At 67.7% G+C, this 23,192-nt stretch carries 19 protein-coding genes; 5 read left to right on the top strand and 14 right to left on the bottom strand.

Translation table 11 applies throughout. The features are described 5' to 3' along the window. The first annotated feature begins 12 nt into the window (after positions 1 to 12). Positions 13 to 1,122: a carotenoid 1,2-hydratase gene (locus HT579_11730; protein ID QKS29516.1), complete on the top strand. Its 1,110-nt coding sequence runs from the start codon at positions 13 to 15 to the stop codon at positions 1,120 to 1,122. Positions 1,123 to 1,143: 21 nt separating this feature from the next. On the opposite strand, the gene HT579_11725 is transcribed toward HT579_11730, so the two are convergent. Together HT579_11725 and HT579_11720 are read right to left on the bottom strand one after the other, a co-directional pair. Further along, a complete protein-coding gene (locus HT579_11725; GenBank protein QKS29515.1) occupies positions 1,144 to 2,670 on the bottom strand; it encodes a mechanosensitive ion channel in 1,527 nt (508 codons plus the stop codon). A gap of 83 nt (positions 2,671 to 2,753) precedes the next feature. Next, positions 2,754 to 4,037 (bottom strand): molybdopterin molybdotransferase MoeA, encoded by a 1,284-nt coding sequence (locus HT579_11720; GenBank protein QKS29514.1) that lies wholly within the window; start codon positions 4,035 to 4,037, stop codon positions 2,754 to 2,756. Here HT579_11720 and HT579_11715 point away from each other — a divergent pair. Next, the gene (locus tag HT579_11715; GenBank protein ID QKS29513.1) at positions 4,036 to 4,173 is read left to right on the top strand and encodes a hypothetical protein; all 138 of its coding nucleotides are present in this window, start codon (positions 4,036 to 4,038) and stop codon (positions 4,171 to 4,173) included. The genes HT579_11720 and HT579_11715 overlap by 2 nt on opposite strands. On the opposite strand, the gene moaA is transcribed toward HT579_11715, so the two are convergent. The 3 genes from moaA to HT579_11700 all read right to left on the bottom strand — a co-directional run bounded on the left by moaA (position 4,151) and on the right by HT579_11700 (position 6,690). Next, entirely contained in the window at positions 4,151 to 5,242 is a 1,092-nt protein-coding gene (gene moaA / locus HT579_11710; protein ID QKS29512.1) for a GTP 3',8-cyclase MoaA, read from the bottom strand. The genes HT579_11715 and moaA overlap by 23 nt on opposite strands. Before the next feature lie 112 nt (positions 5,243 to 5,354). Next, positions 5,355 to 6,008, bottom strand: a complete 654-nt coding sequence (locus HT579_11705; GenBank protein QKS29511.1) for a TIGR04282 family arsenosugar biosynthesis glycosyltransferase — start codon at positions 6,006 to 6,008, stop codon at positions 5,355 to 5,357. Further along, a complete protein-coding gene (locus HT579_11700) occupies positions 5,983 to 6,690 on the bottom strand; it encodes a TIGR04283 family arsenosugar biosynthesis glycosyltransferase (GenBank protein ID QKS31622.1) in 708 nt (235 codons plus the stop codon). Before HT579_11700 ends, HT579_11705 begins: the two co-directional genes overlap by 26 nt. A 345-nt stretch (positions 6,691 to 7,035) precedes the next feature. Between HT579_11700 and HT579_11695 the strand changes: the two genes are divergently transcribed. Next, positions 7,036 to 7,863 (top strand): formylglycine-generating enzyme family protein, encoded by an 828-nt coding sequence (locus tag HT579_11695; protein ID QKS31621.1) that lies wholly within the window; start codon positions 7,036 to 7,038, stop codon positions 7,861 to 7,863. 377 nt (positions 7,864 to 8,240) lie between these two features. Further along, entirely contained in the window at positions 8,241 to 12,857 is a 4,617-nt protein-coding gene (locus HT579_11690) for an EAL domain-containing protein (GenBank protein QKS29510.1), read from the top strand. Between the two features lie 711 nt (positions 12,858 to 13,568). Here the strand turns inward: HT579_11690 and HT579_11685 are convergent. Beyond that, a complete protein-coding gene (locus HT579_11685; protein QKS29509.1) occupies positions 13,569 to 14,099 on the bottom strand; it encodes a low molecular weight phosphotyrosine protein phosphatase in 531 nt (176 codons plus the stop codon). 104 nt (positions 14,100 to 14,203) lie between these two features. On the opposite strand from HT579_11685, the gene HT579_11680 reads away from it, so the two are divergent. After that, positions 14,204 to 14,476, top strand: a complete 273-nt coding sequence (locus tag HT579_11680) for a hypothetical protein (GenBank protein QKS29508.1) — start codon at positions 14,204 to 14,206, stop codon at positions 14,474 to 14,476. A gap of 39 nt (positions 14,477 to 14,515) precedes the next feature. Here HT579_11680 and der read toward each other — a convergent pair whose 3' ends face one another. From der to rlmN, 8 genes are read right to left on the bottom strand one after another with little or no spacing between them, the layout of a single operon-like run. Then, positions 14,516 to 15,964 carry a ribosome biogenesis GTPase Der gene (gene der / locus HT579_11675; GenBank protein QKS29507.1) on the bottom strand — a complete coding sequence of 483 codons (1,449 nt, stop codon included), beginning with the start codon at positions 15,962 to 15,964 and terminating at the stop codon, positions 14,516 to 14,518. Beyond that, entirely contained in the window at positions 15,961 to 17,097 is a 1,137-nt protein-coding gene (gene bamB, locus HT579_11670; protein QKS31620.1) for an outer membrane protein assembly factor BamB, read from the bottom strand. Before bamB ends, der begins: the two co-directional genes overlap by 4 nt. 2 nt (positions 17,098 to 17,099) lie before the next feature. Beyond that, positions 17,100 to 17,783 (bottom strand): tetratricopeptide repeat protein, encoded by a 684-nt coding sequence (locus tag HT579_11665; protein QKS29506.1) that lies wholly within the window; start codon positions 17,781 to 17,783, stop codon positions 17,100 to 17,102. Continuing rightward, positions 17,783 to 19,081, bottom strand: coding sequence for a histidine--tRNA ligase (gene hisS / locus HT579_11660; GenBank protein QKS29505.1), 1,299 nt, complete (start codon positions 19,079 to 19,081; stop codon positions 17,783 to 17,785). The genes HT579_11665 and hisS overlap by 1 nt, the downstream gene beginning before the upstream one ends. Further along, positions 19,078 to 20,322 (bottom strand): flavodoxin-dependent (E)-4-hydroxy-3-methylbut-2-enyl-diphosphate synthase, encoded by a 1,245-nt coding sequence (ispG, locus tag HT579_11655; protein QKS29504.1) that lies wholly within the window; start codon positions 20,320 to 20,322, stop codon positions 19,078 to 19,080. The genes hisS and ispG overlap by 4 nt, the downstream gene beginning before the upstream one ends. A 25-nt stretch (positions 20,323 to 20,347) precedes the next feature. Further along, positions 20,348 to 21,265: a helix-turn-helix domain-containing protein gene (locus HT579_11650; protein QKS29503.1), complete on the bottom strand. Its 918-nt coding sequence runs from the start codon at positions 21,263 to 21,265 to the stop codon at positions 20,348 to 20,350. Further along, entirely contained in the window at positions 21,262 to 22,062 is an 801-nt protein-coding gene (pilW, locus tag HT579_11645; protein QKS29502.1) for a type IV pilus biogenesis/stability protein PilW, read from the bottom strand. The genes HT579_11650 and pilW overlap by 4 nt, the downstream gene beginning before the upstream one ends. After that, positions 22,059 to 23,174 (bottom strand): 23S rRNA (adenine(2503)-C(2))-methyltransferase RlmN, encoded by a 1,116-nt coding sequence (gene rlmN, locus HT579_11640; protein QKS29501.1) that lies wholly within the window; start codon positions 23,172 to 23,174, stop codon positions 22,059 to 22,061. Before rlmN ends, pilW begins: the two co-directional genes overlap by 4 nt. Between the last annotated feature and the right edge of the window lie 18 nt (positions 23,175 to 23,192).

The following is a 23,192-nucleotide window of genomic DNA, read 5'->3' as shown; positions in this document are numbered from 1 at the left end:
AACGGCCACGCCATGCGCCGCCGCAGCTTCCTCGCCACTCCCCTGCTGTTGCCGAGCCTGACGGGCACCGCGGCGGCGGCCGCCAGCGCCGTCGACTACCCGGCGGTGAAGGCCGGCGTCGAGCTGGTCTTCCCGCGCGATCATGGCGCCCACCCGGACTTTCGCACCGAATGGTGGTACGTCACCGGCGCCCTCGACGCGCCACAGCCTGATGTCGGCTTCCAGTTCACCTTCTTCCGCAGCCGGCCGGGAATCGCCGAAGGACTGCGCTCACCGCTCGCCGCACGCCAGATCGTCTTCGCGCACGCCGCCCTGACGATTCCCGGCGAGGGCCTGCTGCACGCCGAACGCGCTGCCCGCGCCAACCTCGGCGCCCGCTTCTCCAGCCACGACCTGGACGTCGGCATCGGCGCCTGGCGGATGTTCCGGCAGGAGATCGGTGGCCGCGAGTCGTTGCAGTTGCGCATGCAGGGCCCGCAGTTTTCCTGGGAGCTGTCGCTGAACCCATCGCAACCGCTGCTGCTGCAGGGCGATGCGGGCCATTCGCGCAAGGGACATACGCCGGATTTGGCGAGCCACTACGTCAGTTGGCCGCAATTGCGGGTCGCCGGGACGCTGCTGCGGCAGGGCCGGCGACACGCAGTCGACGGCCGCGCCTGGTTCGACCACGAATGGTCGACCACGCTGCTCGGCGGTGGCGCCGTCGGCTGGGACTGGCTGGGAATCAACCTGGGCGATGGCGGCGCGCTGATGGCTTTCCGCATGCGCGACGCCGCCGGCTCGACGCTCTACGCGCACGCCGCCTGGCGCGATGCCGACGGCCGCCTGCAGCAGTTCGCCAGCGAGCAGGTTCACTTCACGCCGTTGCGCCACTGGCAATCGCCGCGCAACGGCGCCCGCTACCCGGTGGAGATCGAAGTCCGCTTCGGCGAACACAGCATCCGCACGCGCCCGGCCGTCGACGACCAGGAGTTGTCGACCACCCTGCCGACGCCGGTGAGCTACTGGGAAGGCCTGGTGCGCGTCGAGGGCAGCCTGAGCGGTCGCGGTTACCTCGAAATGACCGGCTATGCGGGCCGCCTGCGCGTCGGCGGCGCCGCTGGCCACCGCCTGCCGGCCTGAGGAAGGCGGCAGCGCCCGCCGTCAGAGCCCGAGGAAGGCGCGAATCCTGTCCAGCATGCCGATCTCGGGCTTCGTCCCGCCCGTCGTCTCCGCGACGTAACGGTGCGAAAAGTCGTTCATCTCCTGCTCGCGGCGGGCGAGGATGCCGGCGAACGCTTCAGCAATCGCCGGCCGCGACTGGATCAACTGCTGCACCGTCGCCTGGTCGAGACGATAGCAGACGAGATCGCTGCGGGCGATGACCGTGTCGCGGCGCAGTTCGCCGGTGAGGACGCCGCGCTCGCCGAAGGTGCTGCCGGCCTCGATGGTGCGGAACAGCTGCCGCGGCTGCTCCGGGAACTGCAGCCACACGTCCGCCTCGCCGGCGGTCAACAGATACAGCCAGTGGGCGACGTCACCCTGCCGGTAGATCACGTCACCGCTGACGAAGGGCGCATGGATGAGGTGCGCGCTGATGGTCAGCAGTTCGTCTTCCTGCAGGCTCGAGAAGATCTCGAAGCGGCGCAGGTCGGCCAGCCGCCGTTCGCGTTCGCGCCGCTGGATCGACTTGCGATGCGCCTCGTTCTCCTTCGTCACCAGCAGCGATTGCTCCGGCACGGCCAGTTCCATGCCGCCGCGCTGCAGGGCGGCGAGCAGGTGCACGCGCACCGCCGAGTCGGTCGGATCGTCGGCCTGCGGGTCGATCATCCAGTAGCGCAACGCATAGCGCGCGTAACCCGGACCGAACTCCATCAGGACGCAGGATGGCCGGGGATCGTCGGCAACGTTCGGAATCTCGGCGACGCTGATCGCCGTCTCGACGGCAGCGATCACCTGCGTCGGCGGTGAATCGTAGGTCAGGTTGAACCACACCCAGCGCCGCCACGGCCAGCTTGCAACTTCCTCGCGGCCATAGACCGTGAAGCGGCCACGCATCAACTGGCTGTTGGGCACCACCACCACCTCGCCGTTGCGTGTCCGGATCGTCGTCTGCCGCCAGCGCACCTGCGCCACCCGGCCGTTGATGTCGTCGATGCGGATCCAGTCACCGGTGCGCAACGAGTTGTCGAGCTGCAGCGCCACGCCGGCGAGGATGTTGCCGAGGGTATCCTGCATGGCGAATGCGAGCACGGCGGTGATCACCGCCGAGGTGGTCAGCAGGCTCGACGGATCGAGGCCGACGAAATGCAGCCGGGCGAGGATGAACACGGCGTATACCAGCAGGACGCTGATGTCCTCGGCGATGCGTGCGACGACGATCCCGACGCGCGGCAGGATCGCCCGGAAGACGAAGATCGCGACGAGCCGGAACAGCGCCATTCCCGAACCGATGACGAAGATCTCGTGCAGCATCACCGCCAGCCGCGAGTAGTCGAGCGCTTCGAGAACGGCACCAAAAAGCTGGCCGATCAGGCAGAGGAGAAAGACGACGAAGGTCGCCGCCACCCGCCGGCGTTCCTTCTCCAGCATTCGCAACGACAGCAGCGTCACGCCGACGGCAGCAACGATGACGTACTTCGTCTCCGGCAGCCAGAAGTAGGCCCAGATCTTCTGCAGCATCAGGTCCATCGCTCACCACCCCAAATGCCAGGTCGCCACGTTGCCCCCTTGCGCGGCCGCCATGACCGGCGCCGCCACCGGCTGGCAGGAACTCAGATCAGCCCGTCGAAGAGCTGCACCTCGACGACATCGCCGGCAGCGACCGGGCCGCGCTCGTGACCGAGGACGATGAAGCAGTTCGCCTCGACCATCGAGCGCAGGATCCCCGAGCCCTGGGCAGCGGCGGGCCGGACGCGCCAGCCGCCGGCGGTCTGGCTGAGGATGCCGCGCTGGTACTCGCTGCGCCCCGGCAGCTTCTTCAGGCTGTGCTCGCACACCGCCGGCAGCAGCGGCACGACGGGCGGCGGATCGGCACCCATCAGCCGGTAAAGGGCCTCGCGGACGAACTGGTAGAAGGTCACCATCACCGCCACCGGGTTTCCCGGCAGCCCGAACAGCCAGGCACCGCCATCGGCATTGCCGGCAGCGCCGCCGATGCGGCCAAAGGCCAGAGGCCGCCCGGGCTTCATGGCGATCTTCCAGAACAGGACTTCGCCCAGTTCGGCCATCAGCGGCCTGACGAAATCCGCCTCGCCGACCGACACGCCGCCGCTGCTGATCACCACGTCGGCCGCCGCAGCCGCCTGGCGGAAGACATCGGCGAGCAGTGGCGGATCGTCGGCGACGACGCCCAGGTCGAGCAACTCGCAGCCCATCCGGCTGAGCATGCCGAACAGGGTGTAACGGTTGCTGTCGTAGACCTCGCCGTCGGCCAGCGGCGTGCCGATCGAGCACAGCTCGTCGCCGGTCGAGAAGAAGGCAACGCGCAGGCGCCGGAAGACGCTCACCTCGGCGAAACCGAGCGAAGCCATCAGCCCCAGCTCGGCCGGCCAGATCAGCCGGCCGGCAGTCAGCGCCGGCCGGCCGAGCGCCAGATCCTCACCCGCCAGGCGGATGTTCTGACCCCGGCGCTGGCCGCCCGGGATGACGATGCGTTCACCATCGACGCGCACGACTTCCTGCATCACGACCGTATCGCAACCGGACGGCGGCACCGCGCCGGTCATGATGCGCACGCAATCGCCGGCTGCCACGACGCCGGCGTAGGGGCGGCCGGCCATGGCGCTGCCAACGAGGCGCAGCGACGTCTCGCCGGCAGCATCGAGGTCGGCGTGCCGCAGCGCGTAGCCGTCCATCGCCGAGTTGTCGGCAGCGGGAACGTTGCACGGGGCGATCAGGTCACGCGCAAGCACGCGGCCGAGCGCGCTGCGCAGCGCGACGCGCTCGCAGGCAAGCCGCGGGCGCAACTGGCTGTGGATGTAAGCGCGCGCCTGCTCGACGGCGAGCGCTTCGGGATCGTGATCGTCGAGGCAACTGAAACGGGAGGAAAGGCTCATGGCAAACTCACTGACGGCTGACGGGCGGGTCTCGGTGGAGCAGTGGGCGGCGCTCGCCGTGGCTGCGCGGCAGGACGCCGCTGCGCCGGGCGGCGACGATCTGCTGCAACCGCTCAGCCGCCGGTCATCGACATGAAGCGCAGCACCTGCGGCACCGCCATCTGGTTGCCGAAATCGTGCCCCTTGGCCTTGATTCCCATGCCGTCGATGATCGCCGCGCGCAGCGGTTGCTGCTCGATCGGATGCGCCCGCAGGATCGGCAGCAGTGGCACGGCGCCGTTGCTGCCGAGACAGGGGTAGAGTTCGCCACGGGCGGTGATGCGGACCCGGTTGCAACTGTCGCAAAAATTGTGGCTGTGCGGCGAGATGAAGCCGACGCGCGTCGCGCTGCCCGGAATCCGCCAGTAGCGCGCCGGGCCGCCACTGCTTTCGGCGGAAGGCACGAGTACGTGGCGCGTCTGCAGGCGGGCCAACGCCTCGTCGCTGCCGAAGAAGCGGTTGTCGCGCGCATGGCCGACGTCGCCCAGCGGCATCTGCTCGATGAACGAGATGTCGATGCCCCGCCCGACGGCGAAGTCGACGAGATCGATCAGTTCGTCGTCGTTCACGTTGCGGATCATCACCGTATTGATCTTCAGGCGGTCGAAGCCGGCCGCCTGCGCCGCATCGAGGCCGCGCAGGACCTTCGCCAGGTCGCCGACGCGGGTGATCTGGCGGAAGCGCTCGGGTTGCAGGGTGTCTAGGCTGATGTTGATCCGCCGGACGCCGGCCGCCCGCAACTCCGGCGCAAAGCGTTCGAGCTGCGAGCCGTTGCTGGTCATCACCAGTTCGCGCAGACCCGGCAGGCGCGCGATCCGCTGCAGCAACCAGACGACGTTGTGCCGCACCAGCGGTTCGCCGCCAGTGATCCGCACCTTGGTGACGCCGAGTTCGACAAAGGTACTGGCGACGCGCAGGCACTCCTCGAGCGTCAGCACCTGCGCGCGCGGCAGGAACTCCATCTCCTCGGCCATGCAGTAGTTGCAGCGGAAGTCGCAGCGGTCGGTGACCGACAGCCTGATGTAGCTCACCTGCCGCCCGTAGCGGTCGATGAGGGGCGCCGGCGGCTGCCGCTGATCGGTGGGCAAGCGCTCCGGTGACGGCAGAGTCGCACCGCCGGCCGGCGGATCGGCAACGTCGTCTGGCGGCAGTGATTCAATGCGCATCGGCGAGACTCCTGCGGACGTGCCGTGGAGAAGAAAACGGAGGGCACCGTGGCGGCGGATTATAGCCCACTTCCACCGACCACCGGCCGCCGCGACGAGCGCCGACGGGGAATCATCCGCTCCATGCGGCAAACCCCTCGCAGCCGGCAAGGCGCCGCAGATCGCCGGGCCGATCGACATCCCACAGCGCAGGCAGCTCCAGCCAGCGCAGCCCGGCGCCGGCCAGGCGCGCGCGCGTCTGCGCCATCACCCGCTCGCTGCCCCAGTCGATGCCGGCAAACAGCGACGGTTGCGGGCGGCGCAGCCCGACGAGGACATAGCCGCCGTCCTCGGCCGGGATGAAGACCGCGTCATGCCGGCCCGCCGCCTCGTCGCGCAACGCGGCGGCAGCCGCAAGCAGATCGGCCGGCTGCAGGGCCGGACAGTCGCAGCCGATCAGCAACAGCGGACCGGAGTGGGCGGCAAAGGCGGCCACCATTCGCTCGCCGAGATCGCCGGCTGCCTGCGACCACAGTTCGACTCCGCAGCACCGCTGCAGGGCGCGGAAGAAGCGCTGCCGGGCATCCGGTGCCGCCCAGACGCAGACCCTGCCGATCGCCGCCTGCCGCGCGACTGCCAGCGCGTGCAGGGTCAGGCGGCGTTGCAGCCGCGCTGCGGCGACCGCGCCGAGCGCCGGAATCAGCCGTGTCTTCGTCGCGCCCGGCAGCGGCGCGCGGCTGAAGACGGCGATCGCCAACTCTTCAGTCCTGTCGCGGCGAGTAGCCATAGCGTACCGCCAGACGCCGCGGATCGGCGCCGAAGAAATAGCTGGCGCGCAGACGCCACATCAGCAGGATCGTGCGCAGCACGCCGTGCTTCTGCCAGCGGCGCGCCGAGGTCAGAACCGGCTGGCGCAGGCACGCCGGTCGCCCCACCCGCTTCAGGCGCTTCGCCAGCGCGATGTCCTCCATCAGCGGCAGGTCGGGAAAGCCGCCAAGCCGCTCGAAGACCTCACGGCGAACGAAGACGGCCTGATCGCCGGTGGCGATTCCGGTCAGCCGCGAGCGCCAGTTCATCATCCGCTCGACGACGCGCAGCAACGGCTGCGGACCGTCGATGCGCACGTCGAAGCGGCCCCAGGCGGCGCCGGCCGCCAGCGCCGCGCGGATCAACCCGGCAGCCGCCGGCGGCAGGCGGGTGTCGGCATGCAGGAAAAGCAGCACCTCGCCCCGGCTGGCGGCGGCGCCGACGTTCATCTGCGCCGCCCGGCCGCGCACCGAGTCCAGCACCCGGTCAGCGAGCGCGCGCGCGCGCCGCGCGGTGCCGTCGGCACTGCCGCCGTCGACCACCAGCAGTTCCGCTCCTTGCCGCCGCAGCGCAACCAGCTCGCCCAGTTGCGCCGCGATCGTCGCCGCTTCGTCGAGCACCGGCACGATCACGGATAGCCACGGATCGCCCTGCGGGCTCATCGCGAACTGCGGCGAGACAGGCTGCTCGGCGCTCGCTGCCGCCTTCGTCGCACGCGGACAGGTCATTGATTCATCCTCCACGGGCTGCATCTTAACGCAGCGTCGACCGTGCGGACACGGCCGCCGGCAGGGCAGCCAGCAGGTGCGGCGACGGCTGGCCAGACGACCGCCTGCGTCGGTGCACGGTGGCTGGCGCCCGGGTATCGCCGCCGTGCGCAGCGCCAAGGCGCCCGGCGTGAGAAAAGCCCGCTCCGCCCGGCATTGCTTCAGGGTATAGTGCTCCGTGCGGGCCGGCGACCGCTCCCTGACGAGTCGGCACAACCGCCCATCGCAGCGATGCCCATGATGAACTCCCCTGACCTTCCCAGAGCAAGCCGGCCAGACGCAGCCGGCATTCCTTTCGCTGTCCCCGGCGCTGAAAGGCAAGCCGATGACGCCGTCGGGCCCTGCCTGACGCTCAGCATCGGCAACGCCTGGCAAGGCTTCCGCTGGATTCCGCCCGGCTGCTTCGTGATGGGATCGCCGGTCGACGAAGCCGAGCGGGGCAGTGCCGAAGTCCTGCACGAGGTGCGGCTGAGCCGCGGCTTCTGGCTCGCCGACACGGCCTGCACGCAGGCACTGTGGATGGCCGTATGGCCGGTCAACCCAAGCCATTTCGCGGATGATGCGCGCAATCCGGTGGAGAACGTCGCCTGGCATGACGCGCAGCGCTTCATCGGCGAACTCAACCGCCGCCTGCCGGGTTTGCAGGCGCGCTTGCCGACCGAGGCGGAATGGGAGTATGCCTGCCGCGCCGGTACGACGACACCCTTTTCCTTCGGCACGACGGTTTCGACCGACGAGGTCAACTACCACGGCGGCTTCCCCTATCCGGGCGGCGAACCGGGCCCCTATCGCCAGCGCACGCTGCCGGTCGGGTCGCTGCCGCCCAACGCTTGGGGACTTTACGAGATGCACGGCAACGTCTGGGAATGGTGCGAGGACTGGTACGCCGATTACCCGACGGAGCCGCAGATCGATCCGCGTGGCCCGACCTTCGGCAAGATGCGCGTCCTCCGCGGCGGCACCTGGAGTGACCCCGCACGCTACGCCCGCTCCGCCACCCGCAGTCGCATCGAACCAGCCTATCGTCCGCGCAGTACCGGCTTCCGGCTCGTCCTTGGAGCGCGCTGAGCGGTTGCGGACGAATAGTCACCGGCGGTCGCCGCTCGCCTGCCGCTTGCGTGGGAGCCGCGACACCTTGCCCGGCAGGGGGGCGGCGGGGCACCCCCGCGTCACTGCCGGCAGGCCGTGCGGACAGTGGCTTCAGGACCGCCACCCCTGCCCCGGGGGCCGTCGCCCGTCGCCGCGGTGGCGCTGGCTTGCCGACGGCCCGCAGATGCTCGAGAGCCCGACTGCGCGGTACAATCGCCGCCACGGCAAGCACGCAGCGCGACGCCCTGGCACGCGCAGCGCCGCAGCGGCGGGGAACCGGCAACGTGCGGCACCTGTCAATGGGCCAGTTCGACAGCGCTTCAGCACCCACAACCATACGACTGAAAGAAGAACTGATGAACATCCCCAGCGCGGAGGAACCGAAGAAGAGGCGCGCGACCGTTCGCCGTCCGGCGGCGGTCGCCAACGCCGCCGGCACCGACGGCCAGCACGCACGCGCCGACGAGCGGCCGTTCATCATCGGCATCGGCGCCTCGGCCGGCGGCCTCGAGGCGCTGAGCCTGCTGCTGCCGGGCCTGCCGAAGAACCTTGGCCTCACCTATGTCGTCGTCCAGCACCTGTCCCCCACCTATCGCAGCATGATGTCGCAGTTGCTCGGTCGCGAGACGACGATGCCGGTCCGCGATATCGAGGATGGCATGTCGCCGGAGCCCAACACCGTCTACATCACGCCGCCGAATCGCAACCTGACGCTGACCGGTGGCCACTTCCGGCTCGTCGAGCCGGCGCGCGAGTCGATGCCGAAGCCCTCGGTCAACCGCTTCTTCGCCTCGCTGGCGGAGGAGATCGGCGAGTCGACGATCGGCATCATCCTCTCCGGAACCGGTTCCGACGGCGCTGCCGGCATCCATGCGATCAAGGCGGCGGGTGGCTTCACCTTCGCGCAGGATCCCGAGACCGCCAAGTACAGCGGCATGCCGCAGTCGGCGATCGACACCGGCAGCGTCGACTGGATCCTGCCGCCCGAGAACATGGGTGCCGAGATCAGCCTGATCGTCCTCAACCGTGGCCTGATCCCGGTCGCGACGCAGGCGGCGAGTGCTCCGGCGACGCTGAAGACGCTGCTCGGCAAGGTGCGCAGCCGGACCAAGGTCGATTTCTCGCAGTACAAGGAGCCCACCCTGTGGCGGCGAATCGAGCGGCGGATGGCAGCCAACCATGTCAGCACGCTGCATGACTATCTGCAGGTGGTCGACCAGACGCCGGTCGAACTCGACAAGCTGTGCAAGGACATCCTGATTTCGGTCACCGCCTTCTTCCGCGACACCGATGCCTTTGCCCGCCTCGACAAGGTGGTTGCCGAGATTCTTGGCGGCAAGCAACCCGGCGACGACATCCGCGTCTGGGTTGCCGGCTGCGCCACCGGCGAGGAAGCCTATTCGCTGGCCATCCTGTTTTCCGAGCGCCTCGGCGCTGCCTTCGACCAGTATCGGCTGCAGATCTTCGCCACCGACATCGATCTCGATGCGATGGCGCTCGCCCGCCGCGGCGTCTTTGCCGCATCGAGCCTGGCGCACATGGACCGTGGCCGCATCCGCGCCCACTTCACGCCGCACGGCGATCGCTACGAGATCAACAAGAACCTGCGCGACGTGGTCATCTTCGCCCGCCAGGATCTGGTGCAGGATCCGCCGTTTCTGCGGCTCGACCTGGTGAGCTGTCGCAACGTCCTGATCTACTTCCAGAGCGAGCTGCAGGCGCGGTTGCTGTCGGTGTTCCATTACGCGCTAAACCCCGGCGGCTATCTCTTTCTCGGCAAGTCGGAGGGAATCTTCCAGCAGGAAGCGCTGTTCGGGGTGGTGGACAAGGATGGGCGCCTGTACCGGCGGCATGGCGTAAGCACGCGGTTGCCGTTGCTGCGCACCGAGATGCAACCGCCGGCAGCCGGTCTCAACCAGCACCAGCGGGTCGGCAAGCCGGCGACGCCACCGGCTTTCGAGAACATCCTGCTCGAGGCCGCCGGGCGTTACTTCATCCCGACCAGCATCCTGATCAACGGCAAGTTCGAGATCCGCCACATCCACGGCGACGCCAGCCGGCTGCTCAACGTCTCGCCCGGCAAGCCGGCCTTCGACCTGATCTCGCTCATTCGGCGCGAACTGCGCACCGAAGTGCAGGTGCTGATGCGCCAGGCGCAGGTGAAGCAGGCGGTCGCCTACGGACGTCCGCGCCACATCAAGGCGCTCGACCCCACGCGCGGCGTTCGCCTGTCGGTGCACCCGCTGCCGGCGATGGGCAGCGAAGCACTGTTCATGGTCTGCATCGAATGGATCCAGCCGGCGGCGGGCAGGAGCGCCATCGAGGACACCAACAACAACAGCACCGACAAGGAACTGGAGGATGAACTCGCGGCGACCCGCGAGCACCTGCAAACGGTCGTCGAGGAACTCGAGACCTCGAACGAGGAGATGCAGGCGCTGAACGAGGAAATCCAGGCGTCGAACGAGGAGATGCAGGCCTCGAACGAGGAACTCGAAGCATCGAACGAGGAACTGCAGTCGACCAACGAGGAGCTGGCGACGGTCAACGAGGAACTGCAGATCAAGACCGCCGAGACGCAGGAACTCAACATCGAGCTGGAATGCATCCAGAACAGCGTCGACTACCCGCTGCTGGTGCTCGACCGCAACCTCGGCCTGCAGCGTTTCAACAGCGCCGCGGCGCGGCTTTTCAAGCTGGGTGCGGCACAGAGCGGCCGTCACCTGCGCGACCTGCCGCTGCCGCCAGGCATGCCCGATCTGGTTGCGAACAGCCAGCAGGTGATCGAGTCGCAGACAGCTCTCGACTGCCAGATCGTAAACGCCGACCGCCGGCACTATGCGTTGCACATCGTGCCGCTGTTGCGCGACACACAGCGCATCGCCGGCGTCATCCTGCTGTTTGCCGACAACACCAACCTCTACGAGATCGAGCGCTCGGCGCGCGAGACGCAGGTGCGGCTGCTCGCCGTGATCAACAACTCGGTTTCGCTGATGGCCGTCAAGGACGCCTCCGGGCGCTACCAGTTCGCCAATCCGAAGTTCGAGGCGACCTTCGATTTCGCCGGCGGCGAGGTCATTGGCAAGACCGACCTGCAGCTCTTCCCGGCCGAGGTCTGCGCGGTCTTCCGCGAGAGTGAACTCGAAGCGATGCGCCTGCGGCAGGGAATCGAACGCGAGGAAGCGCTGCCGCTGCCGGGCGGGCCGCGTCATTTCCTGGCCGTGCGCTTCCCGCTGCTGGATGACGATGGCGCGATCACCGGCCTGTGTTTCCAGGCCACCGACATCACCGCACGCAAGGAGGCCGAAGACAGCCTGCGCTTGGCGGCGATGGTCTTCGACCGCGCGTCCGAAGGAGTGATGGTCACCGACACCGAGCAGCGCATCCTGACGGTCAATGATGCCTTCACCGTCCTCACCGGATTCACCCGTGAGGAAGTCATCGGCGAGAAGCCAAGCCTGCTGCGCTCCAACCTGACACCGCCCGAGCTCTATCAGGACATGTGGGAGCGCATCAACCGGCTCGGTGTCTGGCAGGGCGAGATCTGGAACCGGCGCAAGAACGGCGAGCCGTTCCTCGAGTGGCTGTCGATCAACACGGTCAAGGACAAGAACGGCAAGGTGGTGAACTATGTCGGCATGTTCAGCGACATCACCAAGGTGCGCGAGTCGCAGCAGCGCATCGAGTACCTGGCGACGCACGACGAGCTGACCGGACTGCCCAACCGGGCGCTGTTCAACGACCGCCTGCATCTCGCCCTGGCGCGCGCCGAGCGCTCGCACGAGAGCATGGGCGTCGTCTTCATCGACCTCGACAACTTCAAGGTCGTCAACGACACCCTTGGTCACGTCACCGGCGACCGCCTGCTCAAACAGGCGGCGATGCGGCTGCTCGACTGTGTCCGTTCCGAAGACACGGTGGCGAGGCTCGGTGGCGACGAGTTCGTCGTCCTGCTCGAGACAACCGACCGCAGGGAAGCGACGCGAACCGCCGAACGCCTGCTCAGTGCGCTGAGTGCCAGCTACCATTTCGAAGAACACGAATGCTTCGTCAGTGCCAGCATCGGCCTCAGCATGTTCCCCGAGGACGCCGCCGATGCCGGCGCGCTGATGCGCAATGCCGATTCGGCGATGTATCGCGCCAAGGACCACGGCAAGAACGCGTTCCGCTTCTTCACCGCCGATCTCGCCCGGCATGCCGCGCGCCGACTCACCCTCGAGGCGGGCTTGCGGCGGGCGATCGAGGCTGGAGAGCTGACCGTCTGCTACCAGCCACAGGTCATCCTCGACAGCCAGCAGCTGATCGGCGCCGAGGCACTGGTACGCTGGCAGTATAACGGCGAAACGATCGAGCCAGTGGAGTTCATCCCGGTCGCCGAGCAGAGCAACCTGATCGTCGCACTCGACGAGTGGGTTCTTGGCGAGGTCTGTCGGCAGATCGCGCTCTGGGAGCAGATGGGGTTGGCGAAGGTGCGCATCAGCGTCAACATCTCGGCCCGACATTTCCGCAAGGAAGGCATGGCCAGCGACCTGATGCGGATCGTCAGCACGCACGGCGTCGCGCCGCAGCGACTGTGCATCGAGATCACCGAAGGCGTCCTGATGGACTTTGACCGCGCGCAAAGAATGCTCGCCGAACTGGTGGCCTGCGGCCTGACGATCAGCATCGACGACTTCGGCACCGGCTTCTCGTCGCTCTCGTACCTCAAGCGCTTCCCGATCCACGAACTGAAGATCGCCCGCAGCTTCGTCGACGGCATCTCGACCAGCGCCGACGACCGCGCGATCGGCTCGGCAATCATCGCCCTGGCGCGCAATCTGGGGATGAGTGTCGTCGCCGAGGGAGTCGAGGATGCAGACCAGCACGCCGAACTCGACGCGTCGGGCTGCCACCACGGCCAGGGCTTTCTCTACTCCAGGCCACTGACAGCCGACGATTTCGCGCGGTGGCTGCAGGCGCGGCAAGCGAACTGATTGCGGACCCGGCGAACGGCGGCACGCGCGGCAACGCTCCCAACGAACTGCCGGCGACGGCGCGGCTGCGCTATACGCTCGACGCGACGGATTCGATCGTCGCGGTGGCGGGTGATTGGGATCGCTTTGCGCTGGCCAATGGCGGCGAATCGATCCTGGCTGCACGGGTCATCGGCCGCCGGCTGGACGATTTCATCAGCGGCGACGTCACGCGGATGTTCGTCCGCGCCATGTTGATGTCCGCCAGGACGCTCAAACGCGAAGTGCAGCGGTCGTATCGTTGCGACTCGGCACGGATGAAGCGGCTGATGCAGATGACCATCATGCCGCGCGAGGGCAATTGGCTCGACGTCTGTCATCACCAGCTTCACCAGGAACCCTGGCAGCAGCCGCCGCCCATCGTCACCGCAGCGAGCGGTGGCGCTGCGACTTTCGTCAAGCGCTGCAGCATGTGCAACCGGATTCGCGTTCGCCAGGAGTGGAGAGTGGACCGAGCTCGATCACCACCTGCAAACCGCTTTCCCGACGCCAGTGGTCAGCCTGACGGTGGTGTTGGGGTACGGGTTCTGTCCGGATTGCCTGCGGGGAGTCGTGCTGCGATTGCCGCCAGCGACAGCGGCGATCCGCGATGGCAAACCTGCCCCGCCGGCAGGGAAGGCACCCGGCTGATGCCAGGCGCCCGGCACCGTCCAGCGCGCAGGCAGCCCGCCTTCAGTCGCTCTGGCGGTCCGGGCTTTCTGCGTTGGCGGGCAGTTCGGAAACGGCGCCGTCGAGCAGTTGCTGCTCGATGCTCTCGACCAGCCCCTGCGCAGCATCCTCGATCATGTCAAGGACAAGGTCGAAACCATGGCCAAGGCCGTAGTAGGGATCAGGCACTTCGTCGTCGTCGAAGCTCTTCGAGTAGCTCATCAGCAAGCCAAGCCGGTCGTGCTTGTCCGGTTGACAGATTCGCTTGAGGACTTCCAGGTTGTTGCGGTCCATGGCAAGGATCTGGTCGAAATACGTCAAATCCTGCGATGCGACCTTGCGCGCCCGCATCTCGGAGAGGTCATAGCCGCGCACCGCAGCCGCCCGCTGCGTCCTCTGATCCGGTGCCTCACCGGCATGGTAGCCATGGGTTCCTGCCGAATCGACCTCGACCCGGTCCTGCAGGTTCTTCGCTCGCAAGAAATGGCGGAAAACGCCTTCTGCCGTTGGCGATCGGCAGATGTTTCCCATGCAGACGAACAGAACCTTGATCACCTTCAGTTTTCCGGATACCGTGAAGCCCGCCTCGGGTCGCTGCGACCCGGACGGCAGCAGCAGCGAGACGCACGCCGGGCCCAGGCGCGACTGGCCAAGGCGCTATGATCGGTGGAAACGCTCGCGAGCGCAACAGCAAAACCCGAATCCGCGATCGCGCCGGGCCCGGCCTGGCGGTCAGTGGCAAGGAACTCGGCGCGACGCTGATCGGCGAGGCGAGCGAGTTGCTCGACAAGTCGCGGGCGGCTCTTGCCCGGGCGGGCGACAGCATCGTCGGCGACGGCTCCGACGGCAGCCCCGCCAGTTCGGACGGCAGCAGCGGCGACATTGGCAGCGATGCCGGCAACCCGACCGGCGAAGCCCCCGACAAGGGCTGAGCGCCGCGGTCGCGGCGGTCGCCGGCCGGTCGGGACACTTCAGCTTCGGCCCGGAACCTTCCGTTTGACCGCCAACCGCGCCGCCGGCGCCGGTCTTGCGGGGCCAGCCGCAGCCGCCTTTCCCCGCACGACCGGCGCTGCGCTGCGGCGGTTCTGCTCGGCCGCCGGCCTGTCGGCAAAGGGATTGCTGCTGACGTTGAACTGGATCTGCAGCGGCGTCCCCTGCAACTTGAAGACATCTCGGAAGGCGCGCTCGAGGTAGCGGCGATACGACTCTGGCACCTTGTCGAGTGCGTTGCCGTGGATCACGATCAGCGGCGGGTTGCGGCCGCCCTGGTGGGCGTAGCGCAGCTTCGGCCGGAACTGACCGCTGCGCGGCGGTGCCTGCCGGGCGACGGCATCGATCAGCGCACGGGTCAGTTGCGGTGTCGGCAGGTTGACGGTGGCGGCCTGGTGCGCGGCATCGACCGAGCGGAAGAGCGTTTCAAGGCCCTGCCCCCGAAGCGCCGAGACGTAGTGAAAGCGCGCAAAGTCGATGAACGACAGTTGGCTTTCGAGAGCGACCTTGATCTGCTCGCGGAGGTAGGGATCGAGCCCGTCCCACTTGTTCACCGCGACGACCAGCGCGCGCCCGGATTCGCGAATGAAGGCCGCAATGTGCGCATCCTGGTCGGAAATATCCTGCCGCGCGTCGAGCACGAGGACCACCACCTGCGCTCCTTCGATCGCCTGCAGCGTCTTGATCACCGAGAACTTTTCGATCGTCTCGAAGACCTTGCCGCGGCGCCGCAGACCGGCGGTGTCGATCAGGCTGTAGCGACGGCCAGCACGCTCGAACTCGACTTCGATCGCATCGCGGGTCGTCCCCGGCTGGTCAAAGGCGATCACCCGCTCCTCACCGATGAGGGCGTTGATCATCGTGCTCTTGCCGACGTTCGGCCGGCCGACGATCGCCACCCGGATGGAATCGGCCGCGCCCGCCTCCGGCGGCGGCTCAGGCAAGGGCTGCAGCGCCAGTTCCATGAGTGCCCGCACGCCTTCGCCATGCGCCGCCGAAATCGCGACCGGTTCCCCGAGACCCAGCTCATGGAAATCGGCAGCGACGACCCCGGGACTGAGACCTTCCGCCTTGTTGACCGCAACCAGGACGGGGCGAGCCGACCGCCGCAGGCGATTGGCGATTTCCTTGTCGAGCGCGGTGACGCCACTGCGGCCATCGACGAGGAAGAGGATGGCATCGGCCTCGTCGATCGCCTGCTCGGTCTGTCGCGCCATCTGGTGGACGATGCCATCGCGGGCAAGCGGTTCGAAGCCACCGGTGTCGACGACCAGGTAGGGTTTGCTGCCCAGCCGCCCGTGCCCGTAGTGGCGGTCACGCGTGAGGCCCGGGATGTCGGCCACCAGCGCGTCGCGCGTCCGCGTCAGGCGGTTGAAGAGCGTCGACTTGCCGACGTTGGGTCGCCCGACGAGGACGATGCTCGGTTTCATTGCGCTTCGATCGCGAGCACACTGCCCTTGCTCGTCTGCGCCAGCAGACTGTTCCCGAGGCGCTGCAGCGGCGCCCGGATCGGGCTGCCATCGCTCTCCAGGCGAGCGACGAAGGAGCCATCGTCGCGGCTCAGGAAATGGACCACGCCCTTCGCATCGCCGACCACGACCATGCTGCGCAGCGGCTGCGGGGCGGTCAGTCGGCGCAGGAAGAGCTTGTCCTGCTTCCAGAGACTGGCGCCACTCGCCTTGTCGAGGGCATGCACCGCACCCTTGTCGTCTGAGACGTAGACGTAACGGCTGTCGACCCCGAGGCCGGCAGCACTCGAGATCTCGCGCGACCAGATCAGGCTGCCGTTACCGAGATCGAAACAGGCGATGCGCCCCTGGAAGGCAGCGGCACAGATCATCCGGCCGTCGATCACCGGCGCACTGGTGACGTCGGCGACGCGATCGAGCTCGGTGGCTCCCTTCGGCAGCGCGACGGTGCCCTCCCAGAGCGGCGCGCCGTTGTCGAGGCTGACGGCCATCAATTTGCCGCCGGGAAAGCCGACGAAGACGTACTTCTCGACGATCAGTGGCGCTGCGGTGACCCGCAGCGACAAGGGTGTACTCGGCCGCTGGTACAGCCACCGGCGCTTGCCGTCGCTGGCATCGTAGGCCGCCAGACGATGGTCGACGGTGCGCACGATCACGACGTTCGAACTCAGCGCCGGTGGCGCCACCACCTCGCTGCTGGCCTTCGCCTTCCACAGCGGGCTGCCGTCGAAGGCCGAAAAGGCGAGCACCTCGCCCTTCGCGGTACCGACGACGAGCATGCGCGCGTCGGCACCGACGCCGCCCGAGAGCGGCACCTCGGCCTTGATCCGCCACGCCGGCTGCCCGTCGTCAAGGCGAACGATCGTCCCGTCGCGGGCCGCGGCATAGACGGTCGAGCCGACGATCGCCGGCACGAGCGTGTAGTCCTCGCTCCTGCCGACGCCATCCGACCACAGGACGCGTGCCTCGACGCTGGCCTGGATCGGCTGCAGCTCGGCCATTTTCGGCCCGCTGCTGCTGAACGGATTCAGCGCATCGAGCGTCGAACACCCGGCAACGGTTGCCGCAAGCGCCGCGGCCAGCAGTGGTCGCATCATCAACCCCGCTCCCCAAGTGCATCGAGCTTGAGCTGCAGCGATTCGCGATAGGCGGCGTTGGCCTGGCCATCCTGCAGCGAGTTCCTTCCCTTGCCACCGCCGTCGACTGCGTCGAGTGCGGCCAGGGCCGCCTGGTACGCCGCCCGCGCCTCGCCAGCCTTGCCCTGTGCGGCCAGGACATCGCCACGGGCGTCGGCGAAGCGCGCCGCGAATCCGGCAGCCGGAGCGCCCTCGAGCAGCTTCAGCGCCTCGTCGTAAGCCTTCTCGTCGAGCATCAGGGCCGCCAGCCGCAAGCGCGCCACATCGCGCAGTCCATCCTTGCCATGGTCGACCACCCAGGCGAGTTGCACCCGCGCCGTCTTGACATCGCCGGCATCGACCAACACGCGCGCGGTCTTCAGCGCAGCCAGTGACGCATAGGCCGTGCCGCCGTACTTGTCCGCCAGTTCGCCACTCGCCGCCTTGATGCGCTGCGCATCGTTGCTGGCGATCGCTTTCTGCAGGCTCGAAAAAACCACCGCCGCCTGCGCCGACTGCTGCCGCTCGTACCAGTTCCAGCCCTGCCAGGCGAGAGCCGCGAGCGCCGCAGCGGTGATGATGCCGGTCACCAGACTGCCGTACTGCTTCCACCATGCCTTCAGCTCGGCGATCTGTTCCTGTTCTTCGAGGTCGTAGGTAGCCATCAAGCTTCTTCCCAATCAACTATTGCATCGATGATCTCGTCGGCCAGGCGGTCAACGCCGACGCGTCGCTGTTCGTTCGACTGCCCGTCCGCGGCGCGCAACGGCTTCAGGCTCGCCTCGCCGGCGCTTGCCTCGTCGTCGCCGATGATGACGGCGAAAGCGGCGCCCGAGGTGTCGGCCTTCTTCATCTGCGACTTGAAACCGCCCCCGCCGCAATGAAAGAGGACATCGATGCCGCGATCGCGCAGCGACTCGGCGACCCGCGCCGCCAGCCGCGACGCCGCCACACCCTGGTGCACGACATAGACGTCCACCGGCTGCGACCCGGCAGCGCCACCAGCCTCACGGATCAGCGTCGTCAGCCGCTCGACGCCCATGGCGAAACCGCAGGCAGGCGACGCCCTGCCGCCGAGTTGCTCGACCAGCCCGTCGTAGCGACCGCCGGCGCAGACCGTTCCCTGCGCCCCAAGGCGATCGGTCACCCATTCGAAGACCGTCAGATTGTAATAGTCGAGGCCACGCACCAGACGCGGGTTGATCGCGAACGGCTGCCCGGCATCGCGCAGCACCTGCTGCACGCCTTCGAAGTGTGCCAGCGATTCGTCGCCGAGATGATCGAGCAGCCGCGGCGCGCCGACAATCACCTCCTGCAGCGACGGGTTCTTGCTGTCGAGAATGCGCAGCGGGTTGCTGTAGAGGCGCCGCCGGCTGTCCTCGTCGAGCAGCGCACTGTGCCGTTCGAGGTAGGCAATCAGCTCGGCGCGATGGCGTGCGCGCTCGGCCGGCTGCCCGAGCGTGTTGAGCTGCAGGACGATCCCTTCGAGCCCGAGGTCATCCCACAGGCGGGCACCCATGAGGATCTGCTCGGCGTCGATGTCGGGTCCGGGAAAACCAAGCGCCTCGACGCCGACCTGGTGGAATTGGCGATAGCGCCCCTTCTGCGGCCGCTCATGGCGGAACATCTGGCCCGTGTAGTAGAGCCTCTGCGGCTGCTGCGCCACCAGGTTGTGCTGGATCACCGCCCGCACGCAACCGGCCGTCCCTTCAGGGCGCAGCGTCAGCTGCTCACCGTTGAGGCTGTCGACGAAGGAGTACATCTCCTTCTCGACGATGTCGGTCACTTCGCCGATGGCACGCTTGAACAGCGGCGTCGGCTCGACGATCGGCAGGCGAATCGGTCGGTAACCGTAACTGCGCAGCCAGGAACGGACCGCTTCATCGAAACGGTCCCAGAACTCCGCCTCGTCGGGCAGGATGTCGCTCATCCCGCGCAGCGACTGGATCTTGCTCGTGCTCATCGAACGACAGACTTTCTCTGGTAGGTGCGCGCCACGTACGCATCGACGATGGCGGTGAATTCCTCGGCGATGTGCTCGCCGCGCAGCGTCACCGTCTTCACGCCATCCTCGAACACCGGCGCCGCCGGCACCTCGCCGGTACCCGGCAGGCTGATGCCGATGTTGGCGTGCTTGCTTTCCCCGGGCCCATTGACGACGCAGCCCATCACCGCCAGCGTCATGTTCTCGACGCCGTCGTGCTCGATCCGCCATTGCGGCATCCGGCGCCGGACATGCTCCTGGATCGACTGCGCCAGTTCCTGGAAAAAGGTGCTGGTCGTCCGGCCGCAGCCCGGACAGGCGACGACCATCGGCGTGAAGGCGCGCAGCCCCATCGTCTGCAGCATCTCCTGCGCGACGACCACCTCCTGGGTCCGTGCCCCGTCGGGCTCGGGAGTCAGCGAGACACGGATGGTGTCGCCGATCCCCTCCTGCAGCAGCACCGCCATCGCTGCCGTCGACGCAACGATGCCTTTCGACCCCATGCCGGCCTCGGTCAGCCCCAGATGCAGGGCGTAATCGCAGCGCCGCGACAACTCGCGGTAGATGGCGATCAGGTCCTGCACGCCCGAGACCTTGCATGACAGGACGATGCGCTCGCCCGGCATGCCGAGCGCCTCGGCGCGCGCTGCCGACTCGAGTGCCGAGACGACCATCGCCTCGCGCATCACGGCGACGGCAACCTGCGGCACCGCTCGCCGCGCGTTCTCGTCCATGATGCGTGCCAGCAGATCCTGATCGAGGCTGCCCCAGTTGACACCGATGCGCACCGGCTTCTCGTAGCGACAGGCGATTTCGATCATCTGCGCGAACTGCTCGTCCCGCTTGCGGCCATGACCGACATTGCCCGGATTGATGCGGTACTTGGCAAGTCCCTCGGCACACTCCGGATGGTCGGCAAGCAGGCGGTGTCCGTTGTAATGGAAGTCGCCGATCAGCGGCACATCGACTCCCATCCGGGCGAGTTGCTCGCGGATCGGCGCCACCGCGGCAGCGGCTTGCGGCGTATTGACCGTCACCCGCACCAGTTCCGATCCGGCGCGTGCCAGCTCGGCACACTGGATCGCCGTGCGGACGATGTCGGCGGTGTCCGTGTTGGTCATCGACTGGACGACCACCGGCGCCGCACCACCGATCGTCACCTGCCCAACCCGAACCGGCCGCGTCGGCCGGCGCGGCGTGCCCTCGGCTGCTGCGCTCACGCTCCGCTCACCACTTGCCGCCGACTCATTCGACCGTCAGCCGGGCCACATCACCCTTGCTGTGCGGCGCCAGGTCGATCAAGCGGCCGCGATACTGCACCGTCACCTGCGTCGCGTTGCCGATCACCAGCGAGAAAGGCGCCTGCCCCACAATCTCGCGCTGACTCGCCGCAGGCATCATCCCGGAAACGATCATTTGACCCATGGCATCGCGCACTTCAACCCACGCCGACTGGGCGAACGAGAGTCGAAGCTCGCCGCCGCCAGCGGCCGCCGCGCTTGCTGACGACGAGGCTGCCGCCAGCACCGTTGCGTTCGGAGCATTGACGGTGGTCACTGATTCGGCAGCGGCAGCACGCGTCGTCGACTCGACGGCTGCCGGGGGCGCCGGCTCTGGCTGCGCGCGCTCCGCCCGCGGTGCCGCCGACCGGCTCTCGATCAGCTCGCCCATCCGCAGCTGCCACTGATCCAGAGGGGCGAAGAAGTAGACCAGAACCGCCAGCCCGAGCAGCAGCAGGCCGGCAAGAGCGGCCAGGTAATCCCGCCGCTCGGCCCGTCGCCCCGAGGGCGGTGGCAGGTGGGCGCTGGTTCCGGCCGACGCGGCGAGCTGTGGCTTCTGCTGCAGTTCGGCGGCATCGAGACCGCGCATCAGTTGCTCGACGTCCAGACTGAACAGACGCGCGTAGTTGCGCACGAAACCGCGGATCATCGTGTTGCCCGGCAGGACTTGCCATTCCTCGTTCTCGAGCGCTGCCACCTGCCCCTGTCCCAGCTTGAGCGACTGCGCCACCTCGGCCAGGCTCAGCCCGCGTGCCTCGCGCGCCGCGCGCAGTTGTTGCCCGACGCCGCCGGCGACGGCTGGCACTGCGCCTGCCGCCACCCCTGCCGCGGCGTCAGCCGGGCGCTCTTCCGGCGGCAGCGGGAGAATGCCCTGCTCACTCATTCCGGTTTTCCCTTCAGCAATTCCTGCGCCTCGGGCGAGAGCGGGAACTTTCGCCGCAACTGGCTGGTGTAGCGGGCTTCGGCCGAACGGTTGCCCAGCGCCCGTTCGATTCGCACGCCGAGCCACAACGCCTCGGCGTTTGGCTCGTTGTGGCGCAGGAGATCGCCGAGTTCCTGGCGCGCCAGCTCGAGGTCGCCCTTGCGATAGTTGATGTTCGCCAGTTCGAGCAGCGCCTGCGGGTTCCCCGGCAGGATGCGCAGGCTCTGCTGCACGTAACCCTCGGCAGTGGCGAGGTCACCGATCCTGGCATAACAGCTGCCGGCATTGAGGTACGCCTTCTCCGGCGTCTTGTAGAGCGGGTTCGTCATTGCCGCCTGAATATGGCCGAGTGCTTCCTTTTCGCGCCCCACCTGGCAGAGGAACCAGCCGTAATTGTTGTTGATCTCCGGATCCTTGCCGTCGATGCTGAGCGCACGGCGAAAATCCTGGTCGGCCAGTTGCAGCTCGCGGATGCGGTACGCCGCCAGTCCGCGCATGCTGTAGGCGGTCGCATAATCGGGATCGGTGAGGATGGCGATGCTCAGCTCCTCGAGCGCGACCGTCAGGTTGCCGGCCTGCAGATACATTGCGCCGAGTTCGGTATGCAGCTTGGCGCGTGTGCGCGGATCGCGCGGTTTCGTCGGCGGCCGTGAATCCACCTCGTCTTCGGCGGGCTTCTTCGCCACCGGCGACACCGATCCCGAGGAACAGGCAGCAAGGCCCAGGCAGACGACCAGACAGAGGAACGCCCGTCTCATGCGCGCGCCCCTCGCGGCAACAACTCGAGAACGAAGCTGCGGCTGCTCCGCTGCGTCCGGTCGCGCACCTGCCCGGCCAGTTGACCGCAGGCGGCGGCGATGTCGTCGCCGCGCGTCCTGCGCGTCGTCGTGACGATGCCGCCGGCGAGCAGGATTTCCGCGAAGCGACGCACCCGTAGCGCCGGCGAGCGCCGATACGGCGAGCCCGGGAAGGGGTTGAAAGGAATCAGGTTGAACTTGCACGGCACCTCACGCGTCAGCGCCAGCAGCGTACCGGCCTGCGCATCCGAGTCATTGACGCCGTCGAGCATGACGTACTCGAAAGTGATGAAATCGCGCGGCGCCCGGTCGAGATAGCGCTGGCAGGCGGCCAGCAGCGCGCGCAAGGGATACTTGCGATTGATCGGCACCAGTTCGTCACGCAGCCGGTCGTCCGGAGCGTGCAGCGAAACTGCCAGCGCCACCGGGCACTCGTCGCGCAGACGATCCATCGCCGGCACCAGACCGGATGTCGACACCGTGACGCGGCGACGCGAGAGCCCGTAGGCGTTGTCGTCGAGCATCAGCCGCAGTGCCCGCACGGTATTGTCGAGATTCGCCAGCGGTTCGCCCATGCCCATCAGGACGACGTTGCTGATCAGTCGCTCGCCATTCGCCGGATGTTCGCGCCAGGCACCCAGCGCATGCCGCACCTGCCAGAGCTGGCCGATGATCTCCGCCACCGTCAGGTTGCGGTTGAAACCCTGCTTGCCCGTTGCGCAGAAGGAACAGTCGAGCGCACAGCCGGCCTGCGTCGATATGCACAGCGTGCCGCGTTCCTCCTCGGGGATGAAGACGGACTCGACGGCATTGCCGCCGCCGACGTCGAACAGGAACTTGCGCGTACCGTCGTCGGCCAGCCGGTCAGCGATGACCGGCGGTGGCTGGACGACCGCCAGCAGCTCGAGCTTCTCGCGCAGGCTGCGGGCGATGTCGGTCATCGCCGAAAAGTCCGCCTGGCCGCAGCGATGCAGCCAGCGCAGCACCTGCCGCGCACGAAACGGCTTCTCGCCCTGGTCGGCGAAGAAAGCCGCCAGTGCGGCGGCATCGAAATCGAGCAGGTTGACTGCCATGACGACCGACGCGACGCG

This window comes from Candidatus Accumulibacter similis (assembly GCA_013347225.1).
GTDB classification, from domain to species: Bacteria; Pseudomonadota; Gammaproteobacteria; order Burkholderiales; family Rhodocyclaceae; genus Accumulibacter; species Accumulibacter similis.
Note: the sequence above shows the minus strand (reverse complement) of the source record. Positions and strands in the feature narration are given on the sequence as shown.